This window comes from Achromobacter sp. HZ34, from assembly GCF_002209485.1.
Classification (GTDB): domain Bacteria; phylum Pseudomonadota; class Gammaproteobacteria; order Burkholderiales; family Burkholderiaceae_B; genus Bordetella_C.
Window position 1 is genome coordinate 1 of sequence record NZ_NJIX01000010.1, and the last position, 21,225, is coordinate 21,225.

Consider the following 21,225-nt stretch of genomic DNA (forward strand, 5'->3'; position numbering starts at 1 on the left):
GAGTTGAGACAATAGAAAATGGCGCTCGCAACCCATTTCCCATCGGTGTAAAAGGCGCTGCCAATCGTCCAATCGTCGGGCGACCACGCTACATGGACAACGCTGCCATCCTTCGGCGCTGTTGCAATGTCGCGCCATCCGGTGGGATTGGGGTGGGCGGCAGTCAGCCGGATGTATTGGTCGATGACCTTTTTTGCTCTCGTTCTGGTAAGCCCACGATCCGTGTAGTAGGCGAGCATAATCTCGCGCAACGATGGCTCTGGACCGATTTCCTCATCGGGCACGACCTGAGGATGAGCGTCCCAGAGGGCTGCCGTAGGGGTGGGGGGATTGGTCATTTACTCGTCCTCTTGGCCTGGGAACGGCACATCGCGCCCCGGTTTCTCATGCTTCTTTCGGCTGTTCTTCGACATGGATGGCTCCTACAGGTAGTGGGCTTTCCTGCCGCCCATCGGACCGAACGGGATATCGTCGTCCATGTCGGCCAAGCTTCCGCCGCCGCTGCTGGGTCGCGGGTCTGCGGCAGCGGGAGTTGATTTACGGTCGGCATAGTTGCCGCGCTTAGGGGCCGAGCCGCGGTCGACTTCGTCACCCTTGCCGCCCAACATCTGCATCTGATCTGCGACGATTTCGGTGCTAAATCGGTCGGCGCCGGTGTCCTTGTCTTGCCACTTGCGTGTCTTTAGTCGACCCTCGACGTAGACGGAACGGCCCTTCTTTAGATATTCGCCAGCGATTTCAGCCAGGCGGTTGTAGAAGACGATCCGGTGCCATTCTGTTTCCTCGCGCTTCTCGCCGCTGTTCTTGTCCTTCCATTGGCTGGTAGTCGCAATCGACACATTGCAGATAGCGCCGCCGTCCGGGTTGTAGCGGACCTCGGGATCGCGGCCCAGGTTGCCCACGATGATGACTTTGTTGACGGATGCCATGGTTATCCTTGATGGTCTGCGATGATCTGTTCGACCATCTTGTTGACGTATGCAGTGGCCGATTCGACTTTGCGGCGCATCTTGGCTTCTAGCGCCATATCCCGGGTGAACTGAACTCGCGTCACCCTTAGCGTTGGCTCGATGTGGTCGACAAAGTGAAGTTCTGCCTGCTCGTAGCCGATCAGCTCGTCAGGCGTATTGACTAGGCAGTGAGCGACCTCCGCAACATCTGCTTCCCAGAGCCACATGTAAGTCCGGACCTGCCATTCATAATCAGCGTCGTAGGCAGTCGCCGCAGTAGCGGGGAAGGTGGCCAGCGACCAGGCCGACTTGATGTCAATGATCTTGCGACCTGTGAAAATGTCGCATTCACCCGTCACCCATTCATTTTCACGACGGTCAACGTTCTTGACGTGGGACGTAAAGAACACTTCGTTGTACAGAGCAATGGACTGATCTTCGACAATCAATCCCTTCTCCATGTACTTGCTCGTTACCTCTTCCTCGAAGCCGTAGACGAATTCCTTGGCGATCTGCTCGCAATACGTCTTGGCTCCGACAGATAAGGACTTCTCTTTCAGGGGTGCGAGCAACGCCTTATCCTCGTCGGTCTTCTTCGTCTTACGAGAGATAGCAGCCGTCTTTTCGTCCATCAGAGCCGGATCAATGCTTTGGGCGTCGGACATGATCTTGCCAATGCTGGAGGCGCGGAACTTAAACTTCGGCAGCATGCAATGCCTCCGTCAGTTGGGAATCCTGTTCCTCGGTCAGAGCAAAGTTGGCGCGCAGCTTGTCGGTGGTGAACTCGCCCGCTTGGATCGACGCGATGGCTTTCGCCAGGCGCTCGGGAGTGATCTTCGGCTTTTGCTTGACCATCACCTTGGGGCGAACCCGAAGACATTCCACCGTCTCACCGGCAAGTTTGGTGGTGCTGGCGTACAGAGTGATCGGCTTACCAGCCCAGTCTTCGATATAGGGGCCGTACAGCTTGGCGATACTCTTCGAGTTGGTGACGTTCAGGATCATCGGCTTCTGATTGACCAAGTGCGCAACTGTGCAGTCTTCTTTCTTGCCGCCAGTTCCCTTGACTTCTTCCTGTTGGACAAAGTCAATCGTCACGGTCAGGTCTTCACCCTCGGGGAGCGCATACGCTCCGATGTAGTCGGGGTTGATCAGTAACTTCCAGTGCGTCTTGCTCATTGCTGTTCCTTACTTGTTAGCCACTCTCGCCCAGTTGTGTAGGGCCTGTTCTCGCTCACTGTCTTGTGCGTCCCAGCGTCCGGCGAGGCCGAAGAGGATTAGGATCAGGACGGGCTTCCACCAATGTCGTCGCCAGCTATCCATTGCTTTCTCCAGTGGCCTTGGCGATGGCGGCGCGGGCAAAAGAATCCGCTTGCTCCCATACGCCCCAATCGGTTTCAGATCCGCCAACGTCGCCATACTTCCTGTGAGCAATCTCAAGAGCACCTTGAGCCTTGATTAGGGCTTCCAGCAGATCCGGCGCCGCGTTGCGTACTCGTTCTGCCGCTATATATTCCTTAGCGCGATCTAATTCGCGTTGCCAGCCTGCTGTGGATTGCCAAGACGAAATGAAGGCGTTATCCAGGGCGGCAGTGAGTTCCACCAAAACGTCCATCGTTGTATATTTCGTCGTCATGCCGCCCACCTCTCGTTAATCTTCCGGTTCTCTTCCGCCAACTCGGCGCGCTCTTCCAACTCGTCTGCTAGGATTTCTTCGAGCTGGGCCTGGGTCAGTTCGTGCGGGACTTCCGACCCATTCACCCGCATCACCGCACGCTCTACGTACAGCTTGACCTTGCTTTCAGGGTCCGGCGTGACGGTTCGCTCGGCGCAGTACAGGTCAATCTCTGCGTCCAAGGTGAACCGCTCGTATTCGTTGCCGAACGGGGCGAAGGTGACGGTGATCGGGTCCATTACGCGGCGTCCTCGGAAACGAGGTAGCAACGCAGATTGTTCGCCAGCCGCTCGTACTGGGCGATCTTTGCGCGGGCCCATGCGTCATCCAGTTGCTCGGCCTGCTCGCGGTACGCGGCTATGCGCGCTAGGTCTTTGTCACGATCGGACTTGAACAGGTAGGAATTCAGCCGCTTTTCGATCATTTCGAGAATCACGCTCGGCGGAACACCGTCAATGTCTGGTTCTTCATCCTCGGGCCACAGCTCGGACAGAAACTTTCCGTCCGGCATGAGCATTCCGACTTGCCATCTCTTTTCGTTGGAGATTAGGTTGAAGCGGCCTAGAGTTTTGCTGATGTACATGATCACGCCACCTTCACAAGGTTGCCGAAGTCGTCCATCACCGCATCGCACAGAAGCCCCGGCATCCATCCCAACATCCCGTGCATGCACACCAAGATCGTTTGGCTCTTTGATCTGGAGTAGAACCACGTCGCTTTGTGGTTGCTGCCAAGTCCGATCTCATCGGAGTAATGCGCTGTAATCATGATTTCCTCCGCTCCCTATTGCAGGTCAGGTAGGCGTATATGCATTCAATTGGGGTGCTCACGAACCAGCTAAGAACAACGCCGATTGCGTAAGCGGCTAGCTGGTCGGTGAGGGGCATGTCAGGTCTCGGATTTGGCTTTGGTGATGGCGGCTCGCCGTTTCTCCAAAGCGACGGATTTTTTGATCAGCGCCTCTTCCTGTTGCTGAATCATGATTTCCGCGTGCGTGATCGCCTCTGCTTTGGTCGGATAGATCTTGTCTTGCGGGTAATACTTTCCGGCGTCAGAGATATCCCCGTGCCAGATATGGGAGCTGTACCCTTCCACGAAGGTCGTTTCGGATGGCTTAAAAGACGGCTTGAGTACCCAGGCCGTGTACGGGTAACTGCGTTGTGTCATCTTCTTCTCCGTTTCTCTGCTGCGTGTTCGTTAGGTAGGGACTCAGGAGAGGGTGGCCGGTGCTGAAATCCGGCATAAGGCGCTTTTTAGGCGGCGTCGAGCTTGCTTATTCGCTTGAGCCATCCTTGTGAGTCAGCCACGTCCCACCGCGCGTCAGCCCGCGCATTCACCCTCTCCTGAATCCCCTAGATGCCGATCAACCAATCTTCTTGATCGAGACTTCCGAGCGCGTCATGCCCAGGCGCTGGACCATCTCCAGGCATTCCGATTTGGAGCCGGTCCAGATCACAGAGCCGAGGAATTTGGTGGTCGCCTGGTACATGTCGAGTTCTCCAGTTGCCTCAGCCGGTGTGGTTGGGCGTTGAGTGAACTATACATAGCAGACGGGTGTAGTGTCAAGCAAACTTAGCGAAAAAGTTTAGCGGAAAGTTGTGCGGGCTCAACAGACGCAAAAAAGCCCGCGAGCGGCGGGCTGTTGAGCAGATTAGAAATTAGCTCACTTGCAAGGGAACGATTGCGCCACGGACAGGTTGAACAGATGCGCGGCCATCATATGTCTTTCTTGGGGGCGCTTACGCATGTAGTCAACAAATACGTCTGCGATCTGCCTATAAGTCACCCCATTTGGGAAGCAATAAGGAGTCATGACCGACATAGGAATATCAGGAGTTTTCGCAGCAATTCCGAGGGACAGCACACCATCAGGGTATCCGTCTACCAGTCCATGTATGTACCCAATGCAGTAGTTGAGATTCGCGGGGTTGCTGCACTTGTCGTACCAGTAGTTACCTGTGGGCTGATAGCCTTCGGCACCATTCGCGATCTGCGCTGAGACCATTAAGACCGAACACAAAAATAGACGTCGCACCTTCATCTCCTGACTTAGTTAGCTGCAAATCCAGAGCCGGATCTGTAGATGACCTCGCCGATGATCTGCACATATTCCATTTGCAAAAGAGGGATGTCCTTGTCTGGATACTTGGCATTGTAGGAATGCAGCACCAGGGAGCCATCCGGTTTTTTGAAGACCTGCTTCACCAGCGGTTCGTCGCCATACATGATGGCGTAGACGACGCCATCGCGGATCGCCGTCTTACTCATGTCGACCATGGCCATGTCCCGATTGAACAGGAACGGTTCCATCGAATCCCCCCGTACCATGACCAAGCGACAGTTAGCGGGCTTGGATCCGATGGCGCGAAAGAACTCACTATTGAATGGAAGCGCGTCCTTCTGGCGTATTTCCCACTGAATGCCGCCATCTCCAGCAGAGCAAAAATAGTCCCACCGGTCTATCCATACCCGCGAATCGTCGTCGGGCAGGTCTTCAGGGCTATCCCAGACAGCTACACCGCCGCCTGTTAGACCGGCCGCCGCGCCAGTCTTCGGCCCTGTTCCTTTTGCCAGCCAGGTAGGTGTCACGCCCAGGGCTGCGGATGCCGCAATCAGGTTTTCCCCAGTCAGCTCCCTAGTGGCGCCAGAAAACCAATGCGCGATGGCGCTTCGCGTTACCCGGACTCGGCGGGCGAGTTCAGCCTGAGAGATGCCCGCATCCCTACTAGCTTCCTTGAGTCGTTCTTGCAACGTAGACATGGTTAGCAGAGTAACCGCTTGCGCTTTGAGCATACTTAACATAGAATCGGCTTAGCAAACTAATCAGAGTTGAGTGAAGAAGCCATGACTAAACAAGAAGCCATCGCCAAGTTCGGGAATGGGGCTGCCCTGGCCCGTGCTTTGGGCATCACTCGTAGTGCCATTTCTCAATGGCCAGACGTTCTGGATCAAACCCGTACCGACCTCGTAAATGGAGCGGCTATGCGCCTCGGCAAGATCAAGGTGCGCCGCAAGCGCGCCGCTCGTGTGGTTGCTGCTGAGGCTGTCTGACCGTTTCATCGCTTCCTTGAAGGCCGTCTTTGAACGGCCTTCATTTAGCTCCTCAGCCAACCCGTAATTCAACCCGTAATTCCCTAGACCATTCATTGATTTTCCCTAAAAGAGAACAAAAAAATGCAGCCCGAGCAACAACCTACGAGCAAGCCCCGATTCCTGAGTAAGAGCGCGATTGACCAGTGCATGACGTTCCGCGATGCGGTCCGGTTGGCCTATCAAAACCGCGTTCGCCAGCACATGACGCAGGCGACTTTTGCCGAAGAGATTGGGGCGTACGCACCGCACGTTAGCCAGTGGCTGCATTCCGAACCGATCGATAAGCACGGGAACAAGCGCGCAGATCTTCCGGCCGCTCTGATTCCCGCAGTGGAGAAGGCGTTGGGCAACCACGCTATCTCCCAATTCCTGACCCGACAGGGCCTGCTGCACCTGATGGAAGAAATGGCATGGGCTATGAGCAATACCTGAGTTACGCCAAACAGACCCTGGAAGAAATCAGGGCAGAAGTGGGCGGAGACGATCAAGCAATGACCCGGGCTGTGAATGCCCGGTTGGACAAAGACCCGGAATTCTCGAAAGCCCTACTGGCTGTCGGGTATCGCAAATTGGCACAGGAGCAGGCATGAAACAGCGCACCAAACTGACTCCTGCATCGCGTAGGACGGTCCTGCAGGCGATCAATGCGGCTCCTGATGGCGTGTACGTGTCCATCCAGGAAGCCAACCGCAGCCTTGAACAAAATGCATTGATGTGGGCGTTGCTGGCCGACGTGTCCAAGCAAGTCATCTGGACCGTCGACGGCCATGCGGAGAAGCTTTCCCCTGAAGAGTGGAAGACCATCCTGTCGGCCAGCCTGGCGCAAGAGAACCGGATGGCTCCTGGCGTCCGCGGTGGTTTCGTCATGCTCGGGACGTCGACCAGCAAGATGACCATCCGCGAAATGTCGGAAATGGTCGAGTTCCTATATGCCTTCGGCGCTGAGCAGGGCGTGAAGTGGTCCGCCTATCAGCAGGTTCCGGAGTGGGTGCAGTAATGCTGGCCCGCTCAACCCCTCTACGCCGTAAAGGCAATCAGTCCACTGCGGCTGAGAGGCGCTATCTCGGCCATGTCGCCGCACTGGGCTGCCAGCTGTGTCTGTTCCTTGGCTATGGGGCTACGCCGGCCATCGTGCATCACCAGCGGACGGGCCAGGGGTGGGGCAGGGCGAGCCACTACCGCACGGCCGGCCTATGCCCTCCCCATCACCAACATAGCGGTTACGGCGTCCATGACATGGGTCGCCAGGAATTCGAAGACATGTACGGCATAAGCGAAGTGGCTTTGGTTGATGCTACTCGCAAAGCCCTCGCGCAATACATCCCGGAGGGCAAGTGAGCGTCGAGGCCATTTCCTGGGCACTTAAGCAGCCCATCAAGCCGTCTTCCGCCAAGTTCGTATTGGTGGCGATTGCCAACTGCGCGGATGGCCAGGATTTCATCGCATGGCCGTCCATGGCATACCTGACCGAGGCAACTGACCAGGATCGCAAGACCGTACTGGCAAACGTCGCCAGGCTCAAGGAAATGGGTTTTTTGGAAGACACCGGGGAGCGTAAGGGCTCAACAAAACAGGTCATCGTTTACCGGTTGAAGGAGCCCGAAATCGGGACAGTTAAAGAGGACCAAAAACGGAACAGTACCGAAAACGGAACAGTACCGAAAACGGACATAAAGAGTCCCGTTTTTCCCCATAAAGAGTCCCAAATTTCCCGTGAAAGAGGCCCGAAAACGGGACACGGAACCGTCATTGAACCATCAAAGAACCGTCAGGGAACCGTCAATAGGGGGCCGGCAGTCACGTTGCCTGATTGGCTGCCCGAACAGGTTTGGCAGGATTGGGTTGCACACCGGAAAGCCGTCAAGGCTCCGTTGACTGATCGAGCTGCCGAACTTTCGATATCGAAGCTTGCGAAATTCCGAGAACAGGGTCATGACCCCGTCGCGGTGATCAATCAGAGCGTCTTGTCTGGGAAATGGACGGATTTGTATGCCCCCAAGACGGATCAAGCTGCCGGCCGAGTCAATGGGCAACACTTCAACCGCCAGGAAGCACTGGAGGCCAGCAACCGAAAGGTTGCGGAGCAGTGGCTGAGGAGCCAGCAGAATGAAACCTACTGACCAACCGCGCTTCAGCGCCCTGATCAGCGACGTGTTCGCGTTCTATCGCCAGGATGCAAGCCAGTTTGCGATGAACGTCTGGTGGCAGGCCATGCAACCGTTCGATCTGGCTGCTGTCGCCGAAGCCCTGAACCGCCACTGCGTGAACCCCGACTCTGGTCAGTTCATGCCCAAGCCTGCCGACGTCGTGAAGATGCTGCGTGGGTCGAGCCAGGACAGCGCGCTGGTGGCGTGGTCGAAGGTGGACAAGGCCATGCGCCAGGTCGGACCGTACCAAACCGTCGCCTTTGATGACCCAGTTATCCACAGGGTGCTGGAGGAAATGGGCGGTTGGATTCAGTTGGGCGACAAGACAGAGCGAGACTGGCCCTTCATCGCCAAGGAGTTCGAGAACCGCTACCGCGGCTACGCCATGCGCAACGAGATTCCGGAACATTCCAAAGTGTTGATCGGGATCACGGATGCCAACAACCAGAAGCAAGGGTTCAAGGTTACGGCGCCGGTGCTGATTGGTGATGCCGCATCTGCCAAACGCGTTTTGTTATCGGGGATTGACAAGCCCGCTATCGGCTTTCACCGGATGGAAGCCACCGAAGAACTGCCGCGCCTTGTTGCGCCGGGGGAAAAATGAGCAAGGCAACAGATAGGCGCATCCTGATCCTGCTGACCGAGCGGGATGAGTTGATGCAAAGCCACATGATGAATCTGATCGACGATCCGTATCACGCCGTCGTCAAGGCGTTGACCCGGCTTCACAAGGCCAAGCAGATCCACATATCTGGGTGGGAAAAGAACCATGCTGGCCACTACGCCGCAGTCTGGGCTATCGGTGAGTTTTACGACGCCCCCATGCCGAAAGGAGACCAGTGCCGTGGCGATTTCATCGGCACTGTCGTCGGCGCTATCGCATCGCTGGAGCTGACGCCCTTCCGGACGGCAATGTGGAACGTGGAGAGGGGGCAGGCATGATCGTCTACAAGTGGCTGCACCCGATACCGCTTCAATTTGGCGCATGCTTTTCGGCAGTGGAGTTCTACCGTGAGATGCGCCAGTTGAAATGTGATGATCCGCCATCGTTTACCTGCGACAAGTCGGCGGCGGTGCATACCTTTGAAGGTAGCGATGACAGCATTCGCATGTTGCTGACGCTCGACCCTGTCGCTGCGGCGGCCCAGGATGGAATCGAAATCGCCGCATTGCTCGCGCATGAAGCCGTTCATGTCATGCAGGAATGCCGTCGCTGGATGGGCGAGAAAGAGCCTGGTTCCGAGTGGGAAGCCTATACCGTGCAGCATGTGGCCCAGGAGTTCATGGGCTGGTATCAGGACTATATGAAAAAGGGGGCTCGATGAAAAACTACGCCCTGGGCCGTCTCAAGACCGGCCAGAAAAACAAGACCGAGCAGGCCTACGCCGACTACCTCGCCCAGCTCCAGGCTGTTGGCGGGATCCTTTGGCACAAGTTCGAGGGGCTCAAGTTCCGCCTGGCAGACAACACGTTTTACACACCAGACTTCATCGTCATGAAGCCGGACGGACAGATGGAGGCGCACGAAGTCAAAGGCTTCTGGCAGGACGACGCGCGGGCCAAGATCAAGATCGCCGCGGACATGTACCCATTCAAGTTCATCGCCGTGAAGGCCCGCGCCAAGAAGGACGGCGGGGGCTGGGCGGTCGAAGAGTTCTAACCAAGGGGAAATAACATGGAACCACTCGAAATTTCGCTTCTGATGCTGGTAGTCATTGGCGCGCTGCTGGGATATGGAATCGTGCGCGGTGGTGCGCTGGGGGATGGCGAATGAACGCTATGGAACGCCAGCCGCTGAAGTTCAGCCTGAGGATGCGCCAGATCGCTGAGCGCTCGAAAAACCACCCCAAGCCGATCAACATGTCCTCGAAAGTGCGGGAGACTGTGTTCGATACGTCGCGTTATCGGGATGGTTAAGAAATAAAAACGGCGAGGCCTAGAAACTCGAATAAGGTCATGATATTTAAAGGGATGCTCTAACTAACTGGAGATCCCGTCATGACCGAATCTACCGAACAGCAGGAAGTTGTCACCCGGCCCGAAGCCCAGGGCCAGGACGTATTCACCACCGATCCCGCCGCCACCTCGCTGGATACCCCGGCCGCATCGACGGCGCCCGCCTACACCGATCCCGACCTGACCGCGCCGGCAGACCCTGCCGAAGTTGCACCGGTCGGCTCGCATCCCGAACTGGACCCGGATGCAGACGTGGCCACCCACGATTCCGACACGCCGGAAGAAGACGAGCCCACCGCCGACAAGGCCCAGGCCGTCGCCGACGCCAACAGCACGGCCACCCGCGAAACCGTCAACGACGAAGACCTGAGCATCGGTCAGCAGGTTGGCGCCCAGATCGCCCGCGCGCGCAACGCGCTGGAACGACTGGAAGAAACCGTGGCGCGTGATGTGCACGCAGCCCTGGCTGAAATCGAGTCGCTGCTGGGTCTGGGGGACTGAGGCCATGCTAGGCACCATCTTGCTGATCGTCCTCGTCCTCCTGCTGGTTGGTGCCCTGCCTGCCTGGCCGCATTCCGCCAGTTGGGGCTACTACCCCTCAGGGGGTATCGGCATCATCCTCGTCGTCATCCTGGTCCTTGTCCTACTGGGGCACCTGTAAATGCCTGCAGGCCGCGAATCCACCTTCACTCAGGAGATAGGCGACACCATCTGTGCACGGCTGGCAGATGGTGAAAGCCTGCGGCGTATCTGTCAGGACGAGGATATGCCGGACAAATCGACTGTGATGCGGTGGCTGGCGCAGGACGAGAACCTCCGCGACCAGTACGCGCGCGCAAGGGAGGCTCAGGCTGATCGTTTGGCCGAAGAGATCCTGGAAATCGCGGATGACGGCCGGAATGACACCTATACGGATGAGGACGGTAACGAGCGCACGAATCAGGAAGTCGTCGCCCGATCCCGTTTGCGTGTGGATGCGCGCAAGTGGCTGGCTTCGAAAATGGCCCCCAAGAAGTACGGGGATAAGGTGGAGCTGAGCGGGACGGGCGAAGGTGGCGCGCTACTGATTGGCATATCGACTGACCCTAAGGTGGAGCAATGACCACTCCGCACACTTCCTGCCCCGGTGGTCGCACGGTCCGCATCACTTTGAAGGACGGAACGGTTCTGGTCGACCGTTTTATCGAACGCACGCCAAAGTTCATTGTTCTGGCTGGGCGTAGGCTGCGTGGGCGCGACGTGAAGTCGTTCGCGATCGTTCGATGAAAGTCCAGTACCACCCCCCCGGACCGGTGTCCGCTTCGTTCATGAAGTCGGACGCCTTCGTGCGCGGCATCCGCGGACCGCTGGGTTCCGGCAAGTCCACCTGCTGCATCTTCGAAATTCTGCGCCGTGCGCGCATGCAGAAGCCGGCACCTAACGGCAAGCGTAAGACACGCTGGGTGGTCATCCGAAACACCTACGCGGAGTTGAAGACCACCACCATCAAGTCCTGGCACCAGTGGATACCCCAGCACATCGGGCGTTGGCAGTCCGAAGGCCCACCCACCCATTACATTGACGAAGGCGACCTCCAGATGGAGGTCATGTTCATTGCGCTCGACCGGCCCGACGATATCCGCAAGCTGCTGTCTCTGGAAGTGACGGGCGGCTGGATCAACGAGGCGCGTGAAATACCCAAGGCGGTGCTGGACGCGCTCACCGGCCGCGTGGGCCGCTACCCATCGATGATGGATGGCGGTGCGACCTGGCACGGCGTGCTGATGGATACGAACTCGCCCGACTCGGACCACTGGTGGTATCGCCTGGCCGAGGAAGAATGCCCAGTTGAATTCGAGTTCTTCGCCCAGCCCGGCGGCCGTGCAGAGAATGCTGAGAACCGCAAAAACCTGCCGGCTGGCTACTATGAGCGCATGGTGGCCGGCAAGGATGCGGACTGGGTCAAGGTCTACGTCGACAACGAATACGGCTTCGTGCGCGAGGGCAAGCCGGTTTACCCTGATTACATCGACGCGCTGCACTGCCGCGAGTTCGAAATCGTCCGCGGCTGGCCGATCCTGGTGGGCATCGACTTCGGCCTGACGCCTGCCGCCACATTCGGCCAGCGCTCCCCGATGGGGCAATGGCGCGTGCACAGCGAGTTGGTTACCGAGGATATGGGTGCGGTCCGCTTCGCCGAGCTGTTCAAGCAGGTGGTGGCCGAGCGCTATCGTGGCCTGCCCCTGGCGTCGATTGCCGCTGATCCTGCTGGTGATGGCCGGGCCCAGACCGACGAGCGCACGCCATTGCAGATCCTCAAGGCTGCTGAAATCGACGCCCACGGGGCACCGACCAACGACCCCACGCTGCGCATCGAGGCGGTCTCGTCCAGTTTGCGTCGCCTGATTGATGGCCAGCCCGGCTATCTGCTCCACCCTCAGTGCAAGACCCTGCGCAAGGCGAAGGGCGGGGGCTATGCCTACCGCCGCATCCAGGTGTCCGGCGCCGAGAGGTACCACGACGTGCCCGACAAGAACAAGTACTCCCACGTCTCTGACGCCGAGCAGTACATGTTCGTCGACGGCGGCGAACACAAGATCATCACGCAGCGCACAACCAACCGGCCGCGCAATGCCGTGGCCATATCCGACTACAACATCTTCGGGAGCTGACATGACCGACAAAATCTCCAAGATCGCCGACCCCGCTGGCATCTTCAGCAAGCAACAGCAGGCATCCTCGGCGCAGACGGCCATCGTCCAGCCGCCGCCCGACACCACCACGGCCAGCACCAGCAAGAACGTGCAGGAGCAGGAAGACTTGCTGCGCCAGCGCCAGGGCCGTGCGGCGAACCTGCTGACCGGCTCCAGCGGCATCAACAATACGCCGGTGGGCACCAAGACGCTGCTGGGGTCGTGATGGACGACGTCATCAGCGAACTGTTCCGGCTGGCCTTCGGCATCGGCTTCACCATCCTGGTGATATGGCTATGCAAGGTCTGGCCGTCCAAATCCAAGGATCGGCGATGAACGATTCCCGAGTCGAAGAAATCCTCCGCGATCAAGCGGCAATGGAGTCGGTCAAGACGAACTGGAACACGATGTGGCGCCAGATTGCCCAGGTGACGTTGCCGCGCTCCGACTGGTTCAACCGCATCGCGGTGGCCGAGGGCGAGAAGCGCACCGAGCATATGTTCGACTCGACGGCGGCAAGTGCCCTGGAGCGCGCCGCCGCGGCGATGGAATCGGAAATCACGCCGCGCACGCAGAAGTGGCACGGACTGCGCCTGACCGACGACACCCTGAATGAGGACATGCGGTGGAAGCGCTGGCTGGACCAGTGCACCGACCTGATGTTCCGCGCCCGCTATGCGCCCATGGCCAACTTCGCCAGCCAGGCCAGCGAGTCGTACATGTCTCTGATGGCATTTGGCACGCAGGCGCTGTTCATCGACGAGGTGATCGGCCGCCACCTGCGCTACAAGTCCATCCACCTGAGCGAGATATGCATCGCTGAGAACCACGTGGGCATCATCGACAAGGTGCACCGCAAGTTCGAAATGACCGTGCGCCAGGCGATCCAGCGCTTTGGCGCTGATGCGTTGCCGGACAAGATCAAGGACCTGCAGGAGAAAGAGCCCGAGAAGAAATTCGAATTCATCCACTGCGTCAAGCCCAACGACAACAGGGACCCGGACGCACGCGGCAAGGCCTATGTCTCGTATTACATCGTGTGCGAAGGCCGCAAGATGGTTCTGGCCGGTGGGTATCGCACGATGCCCTACGCTGTATCGCGCGCGGTGACGTCGCCTAAGGAAATCTACGGCCGCTCGCCCGCCATGACGGCGCTGGCTGATATCCGCATGCTGAACGAGATGGAAAAGACCATCATCCGGGCAGCTCATCGCGCCGTCGATCCGCCGCTGCTGCTGTCCGAGGATGGCGCGCTGCAGGCGTTCAGCACCCGCCCCAATGCGCTGAACTTCGGCGGCGTCGACACAAACGGCCGGCCGCTGGCCATCCCGCTGCAGACCGGCGCGAATCTGCCGCTGGGCCTGGAGATATCCGACCAGAAGCGCCAGTCCATCAACGACATCTTCTACATCACGCTGTTCCAGGTGCTGGTGCAGAACCCGCAGATGACGGCGACCGAAGCCATGCTGCGCGCGCAGGAGAAGGGCGCGTTGCTCGCCCCGACCATGGGCCGGCAGCAGTCCGAGTTCCTGGGGCCGATGATCAGCCGCGAGTTGGATATCCTGTCCACCGCCGGCCTGCTGCCGCCGCCGCCCGAGCCTCTGGGTGAGGTGGATATCGACGTCGAATACACGTCGCCTTTGGTGCGCGCACAGCGGTCTGGGGAGGGCGTGGCGATCATGAACACGCTGAACGCCATTTTGCCCTTCGCGCAGATCGCGCCCGAAACGCTCAAGCGCTTCAACTTCGACAAGATCCCAGTGGAGCTTGCCGAGATCAACGGCATGCCGGCGGATCTGCTGTATAGCGATGACGAGATGAAGTCGATCGATGACCAGAACGCCACCGCGCAGGCTGCGCAGGCTGCTGTCCAGGCCGCTCCGGCGCTGACCCAGGCGCAGCTCAACGTCGCCAAGGCCAACTCCCTGGCATCGGCGCCATCGCCCGCGGTGACCGGCTGATGAAATCGATCCTTAAACGCCTGCTCGCCAGGCGCACCGCATACCAGCGCACCTTCCTGGGTGACGACGACAAGCCGCACCGCAATGCGGAAATCGTGCTGGCCGACCTGCGTCGCTTCTGCCAGTTCGACCAGCCAGGCCTGAAGATATCGCCCACCTCCGGCATGGCCGATCCCCTGGCCACCGCTTACGCCGCCGGCATGCGTGACATGTTCCTGCGCATCACCCGCAACCTGCATCTTGACGATGCGACCATCCAACGGCTCACCGAGCCACAACAAACCGAGGATTGATCATGTCCGACACCGGAACCGAAGCCCTGCTCGCGCCGGCCGCACCTGCCGATAACGCTGCTGCTGCCGCGGCGACCGATACTCCCAATCCTGCCACGCCGGCCCCCGCTGGGGAGAAGTGGTGGGGAGGATTCGAAGACGAGACCGTCCGTGGATTCGCCGAAACCAAGAACTGGAAATCGCCCCAGGACGCTGTGAAGTCCTACCAGAACCTGGAGAAGATCGTCGGCGCTAAGGCGAATGCCCTTGTGCTGCCGGGCGATGATGCAAATCAGGACGATTGGAACGCGTTCTACGACAAGGTAGGCCGCCCAGCAACGCCTGATGCCTACACTATCCCGGACACGCTGAAGGAAGACGAGGCGATGAAGGCTTTCCTGCCTGTCGCTCACCATCTCGGATTTACTGCCAAGCAGATGGAGGGTGTTACCCAGTTCCTCGCTTCCAATGCTGAGGCTAGCGCGGTGTCGTCCGCTGCAGCCATGTCCGCGAAAAGCGAGGAGGACATGGCTGCGCTTCGTGCTGAGCACCAGGGGATCAAGTTCGACGCCTTCATGGAACATAGCCGCCGTGCCATGCGCACGCTTGGCATGGGAAAAGAGGATCTGGTCAACCTCGAATCGAAGCTTGGTACCAAGGGCATGATGACGTTGCTTGGCAATATCGGGGCTAGCTACGGTGAAACGCCGTATATCGATGGAGAAGAACGTTCGAATGGCGTGATGTCGCCTGAGGCTGCGCGGATCGAGATTGACCAGCTCCGTAAGGATCAAAACTGGATGAAAGCCTGGGCGCAGGGCGATTCTGACAAGGTGGCCAAGATGAACAAGTTGCACAAGTTCGCGTCCGGCATCAAGGAATCAGCATGACACCTGAGGAGCTGCGACTGGAACTGCTGAAGTTGTGTCACCGACACGACAAGAGTGCGCAAGAAATAACGGCGAAGTGTAGCGAACTGGAAAAATTCGTTCTAGCATTTTATCCATTAGCAGAAAAATCTACCAAGCGTCGTAAACCAGCGGAAAAGGTCAACACCCCCGCTAGCTTGGTGGAATAAAACTGCGGCCCGCGGCGAGCTTATCGCCGTATGAGGGTCCCGGGTTCGGACAAGCCCTTCGAAAAAGTCGATTTCTTAACTTTTCCGGAGGGCATTTCCATGTCCGATAATCTCACTGGTCTGTATGCACAGACTTACAAGGGCAACATCCAACTGTTGCTCCAGCAGCGCGGCTCCCGGCTGCGCGGTTCCGTAACCGAAGACAGCGGCTACGTCGGCAACCAGGCTTCCCCGGTCGATCAGATCGGCAGTGTGGAGGCCGATCCCGTGACCGGCCGCCTCCAGCCGATCCAGGGCAAGGAATTGCCCAATGATCGCCGCTGGGTTTTCCCCAACGACTTCGATCTGCCGCTGTTTGTCGACACGTTCGACAAGCTGCGCCTGCTCGAAGACCCCACCAGTTCGTACTCGGTTGCCGCCACCAACGGCATGGGCCGCAAGATCGATGACATCATCATCGGTGGCATCTTTGGCACGAACAAAACCGGCCAGAACGGCGCCACGTCCGTAGCGTTTCCTGCTGCGCAGCAGATCAGCGCCAGCCTGGGGGCCTCTGCTGCCACCGGCCTGAACGTCGCCAAGCTGAAGAAGGCGATGGAACTGCTGCTGGCTGCCGAAGCCGACTTGGACAACGATCCGGTTTACCTGCCGATCAGCGCCAAGCAGAACACCGACCTGATGAACGAGATCCAAGTCATCAACGGTGACTACTCGGCACTGGGCGCGACGGTGCGCGAAGGTCGGCTCATGAGCTTCATGGGCATCAACTTCCTGCATTCCGAGCGGCTGCCGGTCAACGGTTCCGGATACCGGCGTCTGCCGCTGTATCTGAAGTCCGGCGTTCACCTGGCGATCTGGGGCGGAGCGACCACCGCGGACATCTCGCAGCGTAAGGATCTGAAGGGCTTGCCCTATCAGATCTACCTGTGGATGACCATGGATGCAACGCGCCTGGAAGAAAAGAAGATCGTCGAAATCCCCTGCGCCGAAGCGTAATCGGCCAGCGTTCAACGAATCGCCCCAGGAGAAATCATCATGGCAGTTGTTCAAGTCTCTTCCACGCCGGTTGCGAATGCGGACGCCAAGCCCGTCATCCGTAACTCGGCCAAGATCGCGGAGGGCAATGTCCTTTCGTCGATCGGTTCGGTGGCCATCGCCAACGGCGATTCCATCGGTTCGGTGTATCGCATGGTGCGCGTGCGCTCTGGTACCCGCATCGAGTCGCTGTCGCTGATCTGCGACGCAGTCACCAGCGCGGCGGCTGATGTGGGCCTGTACCAGACGGCGGCGCGCGGCGGCGCGGTGGTGGATGCGGATTTCTTCACCGCAGCCCAAACCATCGCCACCGCTTCGCAAGGCCTGCAAGTCGCGCACGGCAACATCCTCAAGGCAGGCACGGCATCGCTGCGTCTGTACGAGGCGCTGGGCCTGACCAACGATCCCGGCATCGAGTACGACGTGGCCATCACGCTGACGGCAGCGGCAACTGCCGCCGGCAATGTGGCCGCGAAGTGCCTCTATGTGAACTCGGGTCCGGGTTGATGTAGATGTTCGCCCCGGCTTAGGCCGGGGCTTTTTCGCTTATGCCGGAGAGATAACCATGGCCACCCGCCGATACAGCATCACCCCCAACAATCCCCCGTACAACGTCGTCGAAGCTGTGGGTTCCGCGACGGTTACCGGCCCCGTGGAACTGACGGTCGACCTGGCCGCCGTCCTGCAAGGCAACACCGTAGCGATGGCTCGCCTGGTCGTACTGGAGCAACTCCAGAAGATCAAGGAGTACATCGAGCGCGGCAACTGGCCGCCGGCCTAAGGAGCGAGACATGCCCGATAAAGTCGTTCAGGCTGATGGCTCGGTCATCCCCATTGTCGCGGTTGCAGGCTCTGCTGGCGCTGGCGCGGCGCCCACGTCCGCCAATGCCACGCCCACCGTCGATGCCACGCTGACGCCTAAGGGTTACCAGCAGATCAGCAGCGCATCGCTGGCGACTGCACAAGCCCTGACGCCGCCCGCCGGCTCCCGCGTGGCACTTATCCAGGCCGAGGCCCAAGCGATGCGCTGGCGTGACGATGGCACTGCGCCCACCGCCACGGTAGGAATGCTGGTTCCTGCCGGTGGATCCCTCGAATACAACGGCGATCTGACGGCTATCCGCTTGATTGCGGCCACGGCCGGCGCTATCGCCAACGTCACGTATTACGCGTAGCCATGCCGCGCATCCGATCTGGACCGGGCCCAATGTCTCAGCCGGCTGGCGCAGGCCAGTCGGTGACGGTGTCGGCGAGTCCCTTCACCTACACGGCGACGCAGCCATCCCTGGCCATCATTTCCGGTGGTCTGGTGACGCTGATCGAGGTGGCCATGGATGGCATCACGTTCGTCTCCATCGGCATTTTGTCCGGCCAGTTCGTGCTGCCCCGCGGCGCTCAGTTGCGCATCACCGCACCCGTCACGCGTCCGACTCTCATGGTGTACCCGCTATGAGCTCCATCATCGAGATATGCAACCGCGCACTCACGAAACTGGGTGACAACCGCATCACGTCGCTGGCCGACAACACGAAGCCGGCGCGCACAATGTCGTCCCTCTACGATTCGGTGCGCCGCAGTGAGATCCGAGCGCATCGGTGGTCTTTTTCCATGAAGCGGGCGCTGCTCCCCGCGCTTGCAGACGCGCCGGTATGGGGATTCCCCCGCCAGTTCCAGCTGCCCACCGACAACGTCAAGCTCGACCAACTGGGCGATTACTACGTCTGGTGGGGGCCGGTGTATCGCGGCTACACCTACCACTCCGATCATCTGTACGCCATCGAGGGAAACCGCATCCTGACCGATCTGCCGGCGCCGTTGCGTGTGCGATACGCCTACGACGTCCAGGATGTGAACCAGTTCGATGCGAATTTCGTGGAGATGTTGGCCTGCAAGCTGGCAATGGAGGCCTGCGAAGACCTGACGCAGAGCGCGACGAAGTTTCAGCAGATGGCGACCGAGTACGCCGACGCGCGCAATACGGCAGTGCGCACGAACGCCATTGAGCGGCCGCCCGAGCAGCTTGTCGAAAGCGAGTGGCTTCTGGTGAGGTTCTGATGACCAAGGCCTCGCCCATCCTGTCCAGCTTCAACGGTGGTGAGTATTCGCCGCTGATGGAGGGGCGCACCGATTACGCGAAGTACCCGAAGGGCTTGCGCAAGGCGGTCAATTTCCTGGCTACAACGCAGGGCCCGGCGGTGCGCCGCGGCGGCATGCGCTTCGTGTCCGAGGTCAAGAACTCCGCGACACGGCCCTGGCTGATCAAGTTCCAGTTCAATGTCGAGCAGTCCTACGCGCTGGAGTTCGGCGAAGGCTACATCCGGTTCTATACCAACCACGGCCAGGTCATCAATGGCGCCGTGCCGTATGAAATCGCCTCGCCTTACGCGGTGGCAGACCTGACCAATACGGACGGCACGCTGGCGCTGCATTACGCGCAGTCGGCCGATGTGCTTTACCTTTTCCACGCGAAGTACCCGCCGCAGAAGCTGTCCCGGCTGGGCGCGCTGAATTGGACCATCGCGCCGGTCGACTTCAAGGGTGGACCATTCGACGACGAGAACCTGGATAAGAACCTGTATATCTCGGTGGCGACCGGGCTGGGCAGCGTGCAGTCGAACTTCGACATCTTCACCGCCGACCACGTCGGGACGCTGCTGTACCTGGAGAGCAAGGACTATTCGGCGGTGCCGCCCTGGCAGCCTGGCAAGGTGATCGCGGCGACCGATCAGAACCCGTACGGCACGCTGCGCCGCGTTGATCAGCGCGTCTACATGTGCGTGACGGATCTGACCAACACCGAGGATCTGCCCATCATCACGGGCACACAGACGCTCACGCACACGTCCGGCAACGCCTGGGACGGCGACGGCAACCCGGTGGCCAGCGTGGCCTATAAGGCGGGCGTCGAATGGCAGTTCATGCACCCGGGCTACGTGGTGCTGAAGATCACCGACATCATCAACGCGCGCGCCGCGCACGTCACGATCCAATCGGATTGGGATGTGCCGGCCGACGTCATCAGCGATGACATCCCGGGTGGCACGTGGCGCTGGGCGGTGTCGCGCTGGTCGAACGCCAAGGGCTGGCCGGATCTGGTTACGTTCTTCCGTAATCGTCTGGTGGCGGCGCGCTCTGCAGATCAGGCCATCGATTTCTCGGTGGTGTCGGACTACCTGAATTTCCAGGACAAGGAATTCGGTGATGTCACGTCGGATATGGCCATCTCTGCGACCGTGGCAGCCGACCAGGAATACAACGCCCTGGCCTGGATGTCGTCGGCCGACCAACTGCTGATCGGCGGCGCCGGTGGCGAGTTCGCGTGCGGTGAGCAGACCACGAATGACGTGTTCGGCCCGGACAACATCAAGATTTCCAAGCAGTCCGGGTATGGATCTCGCGGCATCGATGCCATCGCCGCGGGCAACACCATCCTGTACGTGCAGAAGGGTGGCCGGCAGTTGATGGAAATGCAGTTCAACATCCAGTCCAACAACTTCGACTCCGACGACAAGTCGGTACCGGCCGAGCATCTGATGGTGGGCGGCCTGGTCCAGACGGCATTCCAGAAGGAAACCGACAGCATCCTGTGGGCGCTGCGCAGCGACGGCGCGCTGCTGTCCTTCGCGTACAACCCCAAGCAGGATGTCTATGCCTGGATGCCGCAGCAGATCGGCGGCACAGGCGTGGTGGTCGAATCCATCCTGGTTCTGCCCGCGCCTACGCTGGACCGATCGGAGCTGTGGGCCATCGTCCGGCGCACGATCGGGGGCCAGACGCGGCGCTACGTCGAATACATGGAACGGCCGTACCGCATCGGCGATACCCAGGCGTCGGGCTTCTATGTGGATGCCGGCCTGACGTACAGCGGCGCGCCGGCGACGACGATTTCCGGCCTGAATCACCTGGAGGGGCAAACCGTCGACATCCTGAGCGACGGCGCCGTGCAGCCACAGCAGGTTGTCACCGCTGGAGCGGTCACGTTGCATTCCCCCGGATCGGTGGTGAACGTCGGCCTGCCGTGTCCTTGCCGGCTGGTTACCGAGCGGCTGGAAGCGGGAGCCACCGATGGCACCGCCCAGGGCAAGACGAAGCGGATCATGAAGGTGGTGTTCCGCTTCGACAACAGCCTGGGAGGTGAATTCGGCCCGCAGGATGGTCCCTACGACGATCTGTTTACGCGCTCTGGGAACGACCCCATGGATGCGCCGCCGCCGCTATTGACTGGCGACACGGAGCGGCTTTCCTTCCCATCTGGCTACGACTTCAACGGCGTGATCGAGTACCGCAATGATCAGCCCGTACCAGTCACCGTGGTGGCCATCATGCCCCAGGTGGTAACTCAGGATAGCTGATGCACACGACCAAATTCGACCCCTCGCATCTGCT

General features: G+C 59.5%; 39 protein-coding genes. 27 read left to right on the plus strand and 12 right to left on the minus strand.

Annotated features, from left to right (window positions below; all coding sequences use genetic code 11):
- The 12 genes from CEY05_RS28900 to CEY05_RS28945 all read right to left on the minus strand — a co-directional run.
- On the minus strand, nt 1–338 hold a 338-nt coding region (locus tag CEY05_RS28900; RefSeq protein WP_198952942.1), incomplete at its 3' end, for a hypothetical protein.
- Nucleotides 339–422: 84 nt separating this feature from the next.
- Nucleotides 423–929 carry a single-stranded DNA-binding protein gene (gene ssb / locus CEY05_RS28905; protein ID WP_088600741.1) on the minus strand — a complete coding sequence of 169 codons (507 nt, stop codon included), beginning with the start codon at nt 927–929 and terminating at the stop codon, nt 423–425.
- A gap of 2 nt (nt 930–931) precedes the next feature.
- On the minus strand, nt 932–1,660 hold the full coding sequence (locus CEY05_RS28910) for a hypothetical protein (protein ID WP_088600742.1): 729 nt from the start codon (nt 1,658–1,660) through the stop codon (nt 932–934).
- On the minus strand, nt 1,644–2,129 hold the full coding sequence (locus tag CEY05_RS28915; protein WP_088600743.1) for a hypothetical protein: 486 nt from the start codon (nt 2,127–2,129) through the stop codon (nt 1,644–1,646). The genes CEY05_RS28910 and CEY05_RS28915 overlap by 17 nt, the downstream gene beginning before the upstream one ends.
- A 136-nt stretch (nt 2,130–2,265) precedes the next feature.
- Entirely contained in the window at nt 2,266–2,586 is a 321-nt protein-coding gene (locus CEY05_RS28920; RefSeq protein WP_088600744.1) for a hypothetical protein, read from the minus strand.
- Nucleotides 2,583–2,864 carry a hypothetical protein gene (locus CEY05_RS28925; RefSeq protein ID WP_088600745.1) on the minus strand — a complete coding sequence of 94 codons (282 nt, stop codon included), beginning with the start codon at nt 2,862–2,864 and terminating at the stop codon, nt 2,583–2,585. Before CEY05_RS28925 ends, CEY05_RS28920 begins: the two co-directional genes overlap by 4 nt.
- The gene (locus tag CEY05_RS28930) at nt 2,864–3,208 is read right to left on the minus strand and encodes a hypothetical protein (protein ID WP_088600746.1); all 345 of its coding nucleotides are present in this window, start codon (nt 3,206–3,208) and stop codon (nt 2,864–2,866) included. The genes CEY05_RS28925 and CEY05_RS28930 overlap by 1 nt, the downstream gene beginning before the upstream one ends.
- A gap of 2 nt (nt 3,209–3,210) precedes the next feature.
- Nucleotides 3,211–3,393, minus strand: coding sequence for a hypothetical protein (locus CEY05_RS28935; RefSeq protein ID WP_088600747.1), 183 nt, complete (start codon nt 3,391–3,393; stop codon nt 3,211–3,213).
- A gap of 120 nt (nt 3,394–3,513) precedes the next feature.
- The gene (locus tag CEY05_RS28940) at nt 3,514–3,792 is read right to left on the minus strand and encodes a hypothetical protein (protein WP_088600748.1); all 279 of its coding nucleotides are present in this window, start codon (nt 3,790–3,792) and stop codon (nt 3,514–3,516) included.
- A 196-nt stretch (nt 3,793–3,988) separates the two neighbouring features.
- Complete coding sequence (locus tag CEY05_RS31945) at nt 3,989–4,114, minus strand: hypothetical protein (protein ID WP_255407793.1); 126 nt, start codon at nt 4,112–4,114, stop codon at nt 3,989–3,991.
- A gap of 174 nt (nt 4,115–4,288) precedes the next feature.
- Nucleotides 4,289–4,660 (minus strand): Rap1a/Tai family immunity protein, encoded by a 372-nt coding sequence (locus CEY05_RS31160; RefSeq protein ID WP_143220690.1) that lies wholly within the window; start codon nt 4,658–4,660, stop codon nt 4,289–4,291.
- Nucleotides 4,661–4,674: 14 nt separating this feature from the next.
- Nucleotides 4,675–5,385, minus strand: a complete 711-nt coding sequence (locus tag CEY05_RS28945) for a S24 family peptidase (protein WP_088600938.1) — start codon at nt 5,383–5,385, stop codon at nt 4,675–4,677.
- Nucleotides 5,386–5,469: 84 nt separating this feature from the next.
- Here CEY05_RS28945 and CEY05_RS28950 point away from each other — a divergent pair, with 84 nt between their 5' ends.
- The 27 genes from CEY05_RS28950 to CEY05_RS29070 all read left to right on the plus strand — a co-directional run bounded on the left by CEY05_RS28950 (nt 5,470) and on the right by CEY05_RS29070 (nt 21,191).
- Nucleotides 5,470–5,676: a Cro/CI family transcriptional regulator gene (locus tag CEY05_RS28950; RefSeq protein WP_088600749.1), complete on the plus strand. Its 207-nt coding sequence runs from the start codon at nt 5,470–5,472 to the stop codon at nt 5,674–5,676.
- A gap of 123 nt (nt 5,677–5,799) precedes the next feature.
- On the plus strand, nt 5,800–6,150 hold the full coding sequence (locus tag CEY05_RS28955; protein WP_088600750.1) for a hypothetical protein: 351 nt from the start codon (nt 5,800–5,802) through the stop codon (nt 6,148–6,150).
- A complete protein-coding gene (locus CEY05_RS28960) occupies nt 6,129–6,308 on the plus strand; it encodes a hypothetical protein (protein ID WP_088600751.1) in 180 nt (59 codons plus the stop codon). Before CEY05_RS28955 ends, CEY05_RS28960 begins: the two co-directional genes overlap by 22 nt.
- Nucleotides 6,305–6,715: a recombination protein NinB gene (locus CEY05_RS28965; protein WP_088600752.1), complete on the plus strand. Its 411-nt coding sequence runs from the start codon at nt 6,305–6,307 to the stop codon at nt 6,713–6,715. The genes CEY05_RS28960 and CEY05_RS28965 overlap by 4 nt, the downstream gene beginning before the upstream one ends.
- Complete coding sequence (locus tag CEY05_RS32035) at nt 6,715–7,056, plus strand: Ref family recombination enhancement nuclease (RefSeq protein ID WP_088600753.1); 342 nt, start codon at nt 6,715–6,717, stop codon at nt 7,054–7,056. Before CEY05_RS28965 ends, CEY05_RS32035 begins: the two co-directional genes overlap by 1 nt.
- Nucleotides 7,053–7,838, plus strand: a complete 786-nt coding sequence (locus CEY05_RS28975; protein WP_088600754.1) for a helix-turn-helix domain-containing protein — start codon at nt 7,053–7,055, stop codon at nt 7,836–7,838. The genes CEY05_RS32035 and CEY05_RS28975 overlap by 4 nt, the downstream gene beginning before the upstream one ends.
- Nucleotides 7,825–8,469 (plus strand): DUF6475 domain-containing protein, encoded by a 645-nt coding sequence (locus tag CEY05_RS28980; RefSeq protein WP_088600755.1) that lies wholly within the window; start codon nt 7,825–7,827, stop codon nt 8,467–8,469. Before CEY05_RS28975 ends, CEY05_RS28980 begins: the two co-directional genes overlap by 14 nt.
- Nucleotides 8,466–8,807: a hypothetical protein gene (locus CEY05_RS28985; protein WP_088600756.1), complete on the plus strand. Its 342-nt coding sequence runs from the start codon at nt 8,466–8,468 to the stop codon at nt 8,805–8,807. The genes CEY05_RS28980 and CEY05_RS28985 overlap by 4 nt, the downstream gene beginning before the upstream one ends.
- Nucleotides 8,804–9,190: a hypothetical protein gene (locus CEY05_RS28990; RefSeq protein ID WP_088600757.1), complete on the plus strand. Its 387-nt coding sequence runs from the start codon at nt 8,804–8,806 to the stop codon at nt 9,188–9,190. Before CEY05_RS28985 ends, CEY05_RS28990 begins: the two co-directional genes overlap by 4 nt.
- A complete protein-coding gene (locus CEY05_RS28995; RefSeq protein ID WP_088600758.1) occupies nt 9,187–9,525 on the plus strand; it encodes a DUF1064 domain-containing protein in 339 nt (112 codons plus the stop codon). The genes CEY05_RS28990 and CEY05_RS28995 overlap by 4 nt, the downstream gene beginning before the upstream one ends.
- 110 nt (nt 9,526–9,635) lie before the next feature.
- Nucleotides 9,636–9,782 (plus strand): hypothetical protein, encoded by a 147-nt coding sequence (locus CEY05_RS31340; protein ID WP_158219452.1) that lies wholly within the window; start codon nt 9,636–9,638, stop codon nt 9,780–9,782.
- An 81-nt stretch (nt 9,783–9,863) separates the two neighbouring features.
- Nucleotides 9,864–10,322: a hypothetical protein gene (locus tag CEY05_RS29000; RefSeq protein ID WP_088600759.1), complete on the plus strand. Its 459-nt coding sequence runs from the start codon at nt 9,864–9,866 to the stop codon at nt 10,320–10,322.
- Nucleotides 10,323–10,326: 4 nt separating this feature from the next.
- On the plus strand, nt 10,327–10,482 hold the full coding sequence (locus CEY05_RS29005) for a DUF3309 family protein (protein ID WP_088600760.1): 156 nt from the start codon (nt 10,327–10,329) through the stop codon (nt 10,480–10,482).
- On the plus strand, nt 10,483–10,923 hold the full coding sequence (locus CEY05_RS29010; protein WP_088600761.1) for a terminase small subunit protein: 441 nt from the start codon (nt 10,483–10,485) through the stop codon (nt 10,921–10,923).
- 205 nt (nt 10,924–11,128) lie between these two features.
- Entirely contained in the window at nt 11,129–12,472 is a 1,344-nt protein-coding gene (locus CEY05_RS29015; RefSeq protein WP_143220692.1) for a TerL, read from the plus strand.
- 1 nt (nt 12,473) lies between these two features.
- Nucleotides 12,474–12,719, plus strand: a complete 246-nt coding sequence (locus CEY05_RS29020; RefSeq protein ID WP_088600763.1) for a hypothetical protein — start codon at nt 12,474–12,476, stop codon at nt 12,717–12,719.
- A 106-nt stretch (nt 12,720–12,825) separates the two neighbouring features.
- Nucleotides 12,826–14,454 (plus strand): portal protein, encoded by a 1,629-nt coding sequence (locus tag CEY05_RS29025; protein ID WP_158219453.1) that lies wholly within the window; start codon nt 12,826–12,828, stop codon nt 14,452–14,454.
- The gene (locus CEY05_RS29030) at nt 14,454–14,747 is read left to right on the plus strand and encodes a hypothetical protein (RefSeq protein WP_088600765.1); all 294 of its coding nucleotides are present in this window, start codon (nt 14,454–14,456) and stop codon (nt 14,745–14,747) included. Before CEY05_RS29025 ends, CEY05_RS29030 begins: the two co-directional genes overlap by 1 nt.
- A 2-nt stretch (nt 14,748–14,749) precedes the next feature.
- Nucleotides 14,750–15,616: a hypothetical protein gene (locus tag CEY05_RS29035; protein ID WP_088600766.1), complete on the plus strand. Its 867-nt coding sequence runs from the start codon at nt 14,750–14,752 to the stop codon at nt 15,614–15,616.
- Complete coding sequence (locus CEY05_RS31165) at nt 15,613–15,804, plus strand: hypothetical protein (RefSeq protein WP_143220694.1); 192 nt, start codon at nt 15,613–15,615, stop codon at nt 15,802–15,804. Before CEY05_RS29035 ends, CEY05_RS31165 begins: the two co-directional genes overlap by 4 nt.
- A gap of 30 nt (nt 15,805–15,834) precedes the next feature.
- Nucleotides 15,835–16,800: a phage capsid protein gene (locus tag CEY05_RS29040; RefSeq protein WP_088600767.1), complete on the plus strand. Its 966-nt coding sequence runs from the start codon at nt 15,835–15,837 to the stop codon at nt 16,798–16,800.
- 39 nt (nt 16,801–16,839) lie between these two features.
- The gene (locus CEY05_RS29045) at nt 16,840–17,346 is read left to right on the plus strand and encodes a hypothetical protein (protein WP_088600768.1); all 507 of its coding nucleotides are present in this window, start codon (nt 16,840–16,842) and stop codon (nt 17,344–17,346) included.
- Between the two features lie 58 nt (nt 17,347–17,404).
- On the plus strand, nt 17,405–17,620 hold the full coding sequence (locus tag CEY05_RS29050) for a hypothetical protein (RefSeq protein WP_088600769.1): 216 nt from the start codon (nt 17,405–17,407) through the stop codon (nt 17,618–17,620).
- 10 nt (nt 17,621–17,630) lie between these two features.
- The gene (locus tag CEY05_RS29055; protein WP_088600770.1) at nt 17,631–18,014 is read left to right on the plus strand and encodes a hypothetical protein; all 384 of its coding nucleotides are present in this window, start codon (nt 17,631–17,633) and stop codon (nt 18,012–18,014) included.
- 32 nt (nt 18,015–18,046) lie between these two features.
- Nucleotides 18,047–18,292 (plus strand): hypothetical protein, encoded by a 246-nt coding sequence (locus CEY05_RS29060; protein WP_088600771.1) that lies wholly within the window; start codon nt 18,047–18,049, stop codon nt 18,290–18,292.
- Nucleotides 18,289–18,894: a hypothetical protein gene (locus tag CEY05_RS29065; protein WP_088600772.1), complete on the plus strand. Its 606-nt coding sequence runs from the start codon at nt 18,289–18,291 to the stop codon at nt 18,892–18,894. Before CEY05_RS29060 ends, CEY05_RS29065 begins: the two co-directional genes overlap by 4 nt.
- Nucleotides 18,894–21,191: a hypothetical protein gene (locus CEY05_RS29070; protein ID WP_088600773.1), complete on the plus strand. Its 2,298-nt coding sequence runs from the start codon at nt 18,894–18,896 to the stop codon at nt 21,189–21,191. Before CEY05_RS29065 ends, CEY05_RS29070 begins: the two co-directional genes overlap by 1 nt.
- The last annotated feature ends 34 nt before the right edge of the window (nt 21,192–21,225 follow it).

Excerpts from the sequence above, each read along its gene's own strand:
- ssb (WP_088600741.1), bottom strand. The coding sequence starts at position 929 with ATGGCATCCGTCAACAAAGTCATCATCGTGGGCAACCTGGGCCGCGAT.
- CEY05_RS28960 (WP_088600751.1), top strand. The coding sequence starts at position 6,129 with ATGGGCTATGAGCAATACCTGAGTTACGCCAAACAGACCCTGGAAGAA.
- CEY05_RS32035 (WP_088600753.1), top strand. The coding sequence starts at position 6,715 with ATGCTGGCCCGCTCAACCCCTCTACGCCGTAAAGGCAATCAGTCCACT.
- CEY05_RS29040 (WP_088600767.1), top strand. The coding sequence starts at position 15,835 with ATGAGGGTCCCGGGTTCGGACAAGCCCTTCGAAAAAGTCGATTTCTTA.
- CEY05_RS28955 (WP_088600750.1), top strand. The coding sequence starts at position 5,800 with ATGCAGCCCGAGCAACAACCTACGAGCAAGCCCCGATTCCTGAGTAAG.
- CEY05_RS28920 (WP_088600744.1), bottom strand. The coding sequence starts at position 2,586 with ATGACGACGAAATATACAACGATGGACGTTTTGGTGGAACTCACTGCC.
- CEY05_RS29015 (WP_143220692.1), top strand. The coding sequence starts at position 11,129 with ATGAAGTCGGACGCCTTCGTGCGCGGCATCCGCGGACCGCTGGGTTCC.
- CEY05_RS28940 (WP_088600748.1), bottom strand. The coding sequence starts at position 3,792 with ATGACACAACGCAGTTACCCGTACACGGCCTGGGTACTCAAGCCGTCT.
- CEY05_RS28915 (WP_088600743.1), bottom strand. The coding sequence starts at position 2,129 with ATGAGCAAGACGCACTGGAAGTTACTGATCAACCCCGACTACATCGGA.
- CEY05_RS29000 (WP_088600759.1), top strand. The coding sequence starts at position 9,864 with ATGACCGAATCTACCGAACAGCAGGAAGTTGTCACCCGGCCCGAAGCC.
- CEY05_RS29045 (WP_088600768.1), top strand. The coding sequence starts at position 16,840 with ATGGCAGTTGTTCAAGTCTCTTCCACGCCGGTTGCGAATGCGGACGCC.
- CEY05_RS29020 (WP_088600763.1), top strand. The coding sequence starts at position 12,474 with ATGACCGACAAAATCTCCAAGATCGCCGACCCCGCTGGCATCTTCAGC.
- CEY05_RS28995 (WP_088600758.1), top strand. The coding sequence starts at position 9,187 with ATGAAAAACTACGCCCTGGGCCGTCTCAAGACCGGCCAGAAAAACAAG.
- CEY05_RS29055 (WP_088600770.1), top strand. The coding sequence starts at position 17,631 with ATGCCCGATAAAGTCGTTCAGGCTGATGGCTCGGTCATCCCCATTGTC.
- CEY05_RS28990 (WP_088600757.1), top strand. The coding sequence starts at position 8,804 with ATGATCGTCTACAAGTGGCTGCACCCGATACCGCTTCAATTTGGCGCA.
- CEY05_RS28925 (WP_088600745.1), bottom strand. The coding sequence starts at position 2,864 with ATGGACCCGATCACCGTCACCTTCGCCCCGTTCGGCAACGAATACGAG.
- CEY05_RS28935 (WP_088600747.1), bottom strand. The coding sequence starts at position 3,393 with ATGATTACAGCGCATTACTCCGATGAGATCGGACTTGGCAGCAACCAC.
- CEY05_RS29060 (WP_088600771.1), top strand. The coding sequence starts at position 18,047 with ATGTCTCAGCCGGCTGGCGCAGGCCAGTCGGTGACGGTGTCGGCGAGT.
- CEY05_RS31945 (WP_255407793.1), bottom strand. The coding sequence starts at position 4,114 with ATGTACCAGGCGACCACCAAATTCCTCGGCTCTGTGATCTGGACCGGC.
- CEY05_RS28965 (WP_088600752.1), top strand. The coding sequence starts at position 6,305 with ATGAAACAGCGCACCAAACTGACTCCTGCATCGCGTAGGACGGTCCTG.
- CEY05_RS29035 (WP_088600766.1), top strand. The coding sequence starts at position 14,750 with ATGTCCGACACCGGAACCGAAGCCCTGCTCGCGCCGGCCGCACCTGCC.
- CEY05_RS28950 (WP_088600749.1), top strand. The coding sequence starts at position 5,470 with ATGACTAAACAAGAAGCCATCGCCAAGTTCGGGAATGGGGCTGCCCTG.
- CEY05_RS29065 (WP_088600772.1), top strand. The coding sequence starts at position 18,289 with ATGAGCTCCATCATCGAGATATGCAACCGCGCACTCACGAAACTGGGT.
- CEY05_RS28980 (WP_088600755.1), top strand. The coding sequence starts at position 7,825 with ATGAAACCTACTGACCAACCGCGCTTCAGCGCCCTGATCAGCGACGTG.
- CEY05_RS29025 (WP_158219453.1), top strand. The coding sequence starts at position 12,826 with ATGAACGATTCCCGAGTCGAAGAAATCCTCCGCGATCAAGCGGCAATG.
- CEY05_RS28985 (WP_088600756.1), top strand. The coding sequence starts at position 8,466 with ATGAGCAAGGCAACAGATAGGCGCATCCTGATCCTGCTGACCGAGCGG.
- CEY05_RS28930 (WP_088600746.1), bottom strand. The coding sequence starts at position 3,208 with ATGTACATCAGCAAAACTCTAGGCCGCTTCAACCTAATCTCCAACGAA.
- CEY05_RS31165 (WP_143220694.1), top strand. The coding sequence starts at position 15,613 with ATGACACCTGAGGAGCTGCGACTGGAACTGCTGAAGTTGTGTCACCGA.
- CEY05_RS29050 (WP_088600769.1), top strand. The coding sequence starts at position 17,405 with ATGGCCACCCGCCGATACAGCATCACCCCCAACAATCCCCCGTACAAC.
- CEY05_RS28945 (WP_088600938.1), bottom strand. The coding sequence starts at position 5,385 with ATGTCTACGTTGCAAGAACGACTCAAGGAAGCTAGTAGGGATGCGGGC.
- CEY05_RS29030 (WP_088600765.1), top strand. The coding sequence starts at position 14,454 with ATGAAATCGATCCTTAAACGCCTGCTCGCCAGGCGCACCGCATACCAG.
- CEY05_RS29010 (WP_088600761.1), top strand. The coding sequence starts at position 10,483 with ATGCCTGCAGGCCGCGAATCCACCTTCACTCAGGAGATAGGCGACACC.
- CEY05_RS31340 (WP_158219452.1), top strand. The coding sequence starts at position 9,636 with ATGAACGCTATGGAACGCCAGCCGCTGAAGTTCAGCCTGAGGATGCGC.
- CEY05_RS29005 (WP_088600760.1), top strand. The coding sequence starts at position 10,327 with ATGCTAGGCACCATCTTGCTGATCGTCCTCGTCCTCCTGCTGGTTGGT.
- CEY05_RS29070 (WP_088600773.1), top strand. The coding sequence starts at position 18,894 with ATGACCAAGGCCTCGCCCATCCTGTCCAGCTTCAACGGTGGTGAGTAT.
- CEY05_RS28910 (WP_088600742.1), bottom strand. The coding sequence starts at position 1,660 with ATGCTGCCGAAGTTTAAGTTCCGCGCCTCCAGCATTGGCAAGATCATG.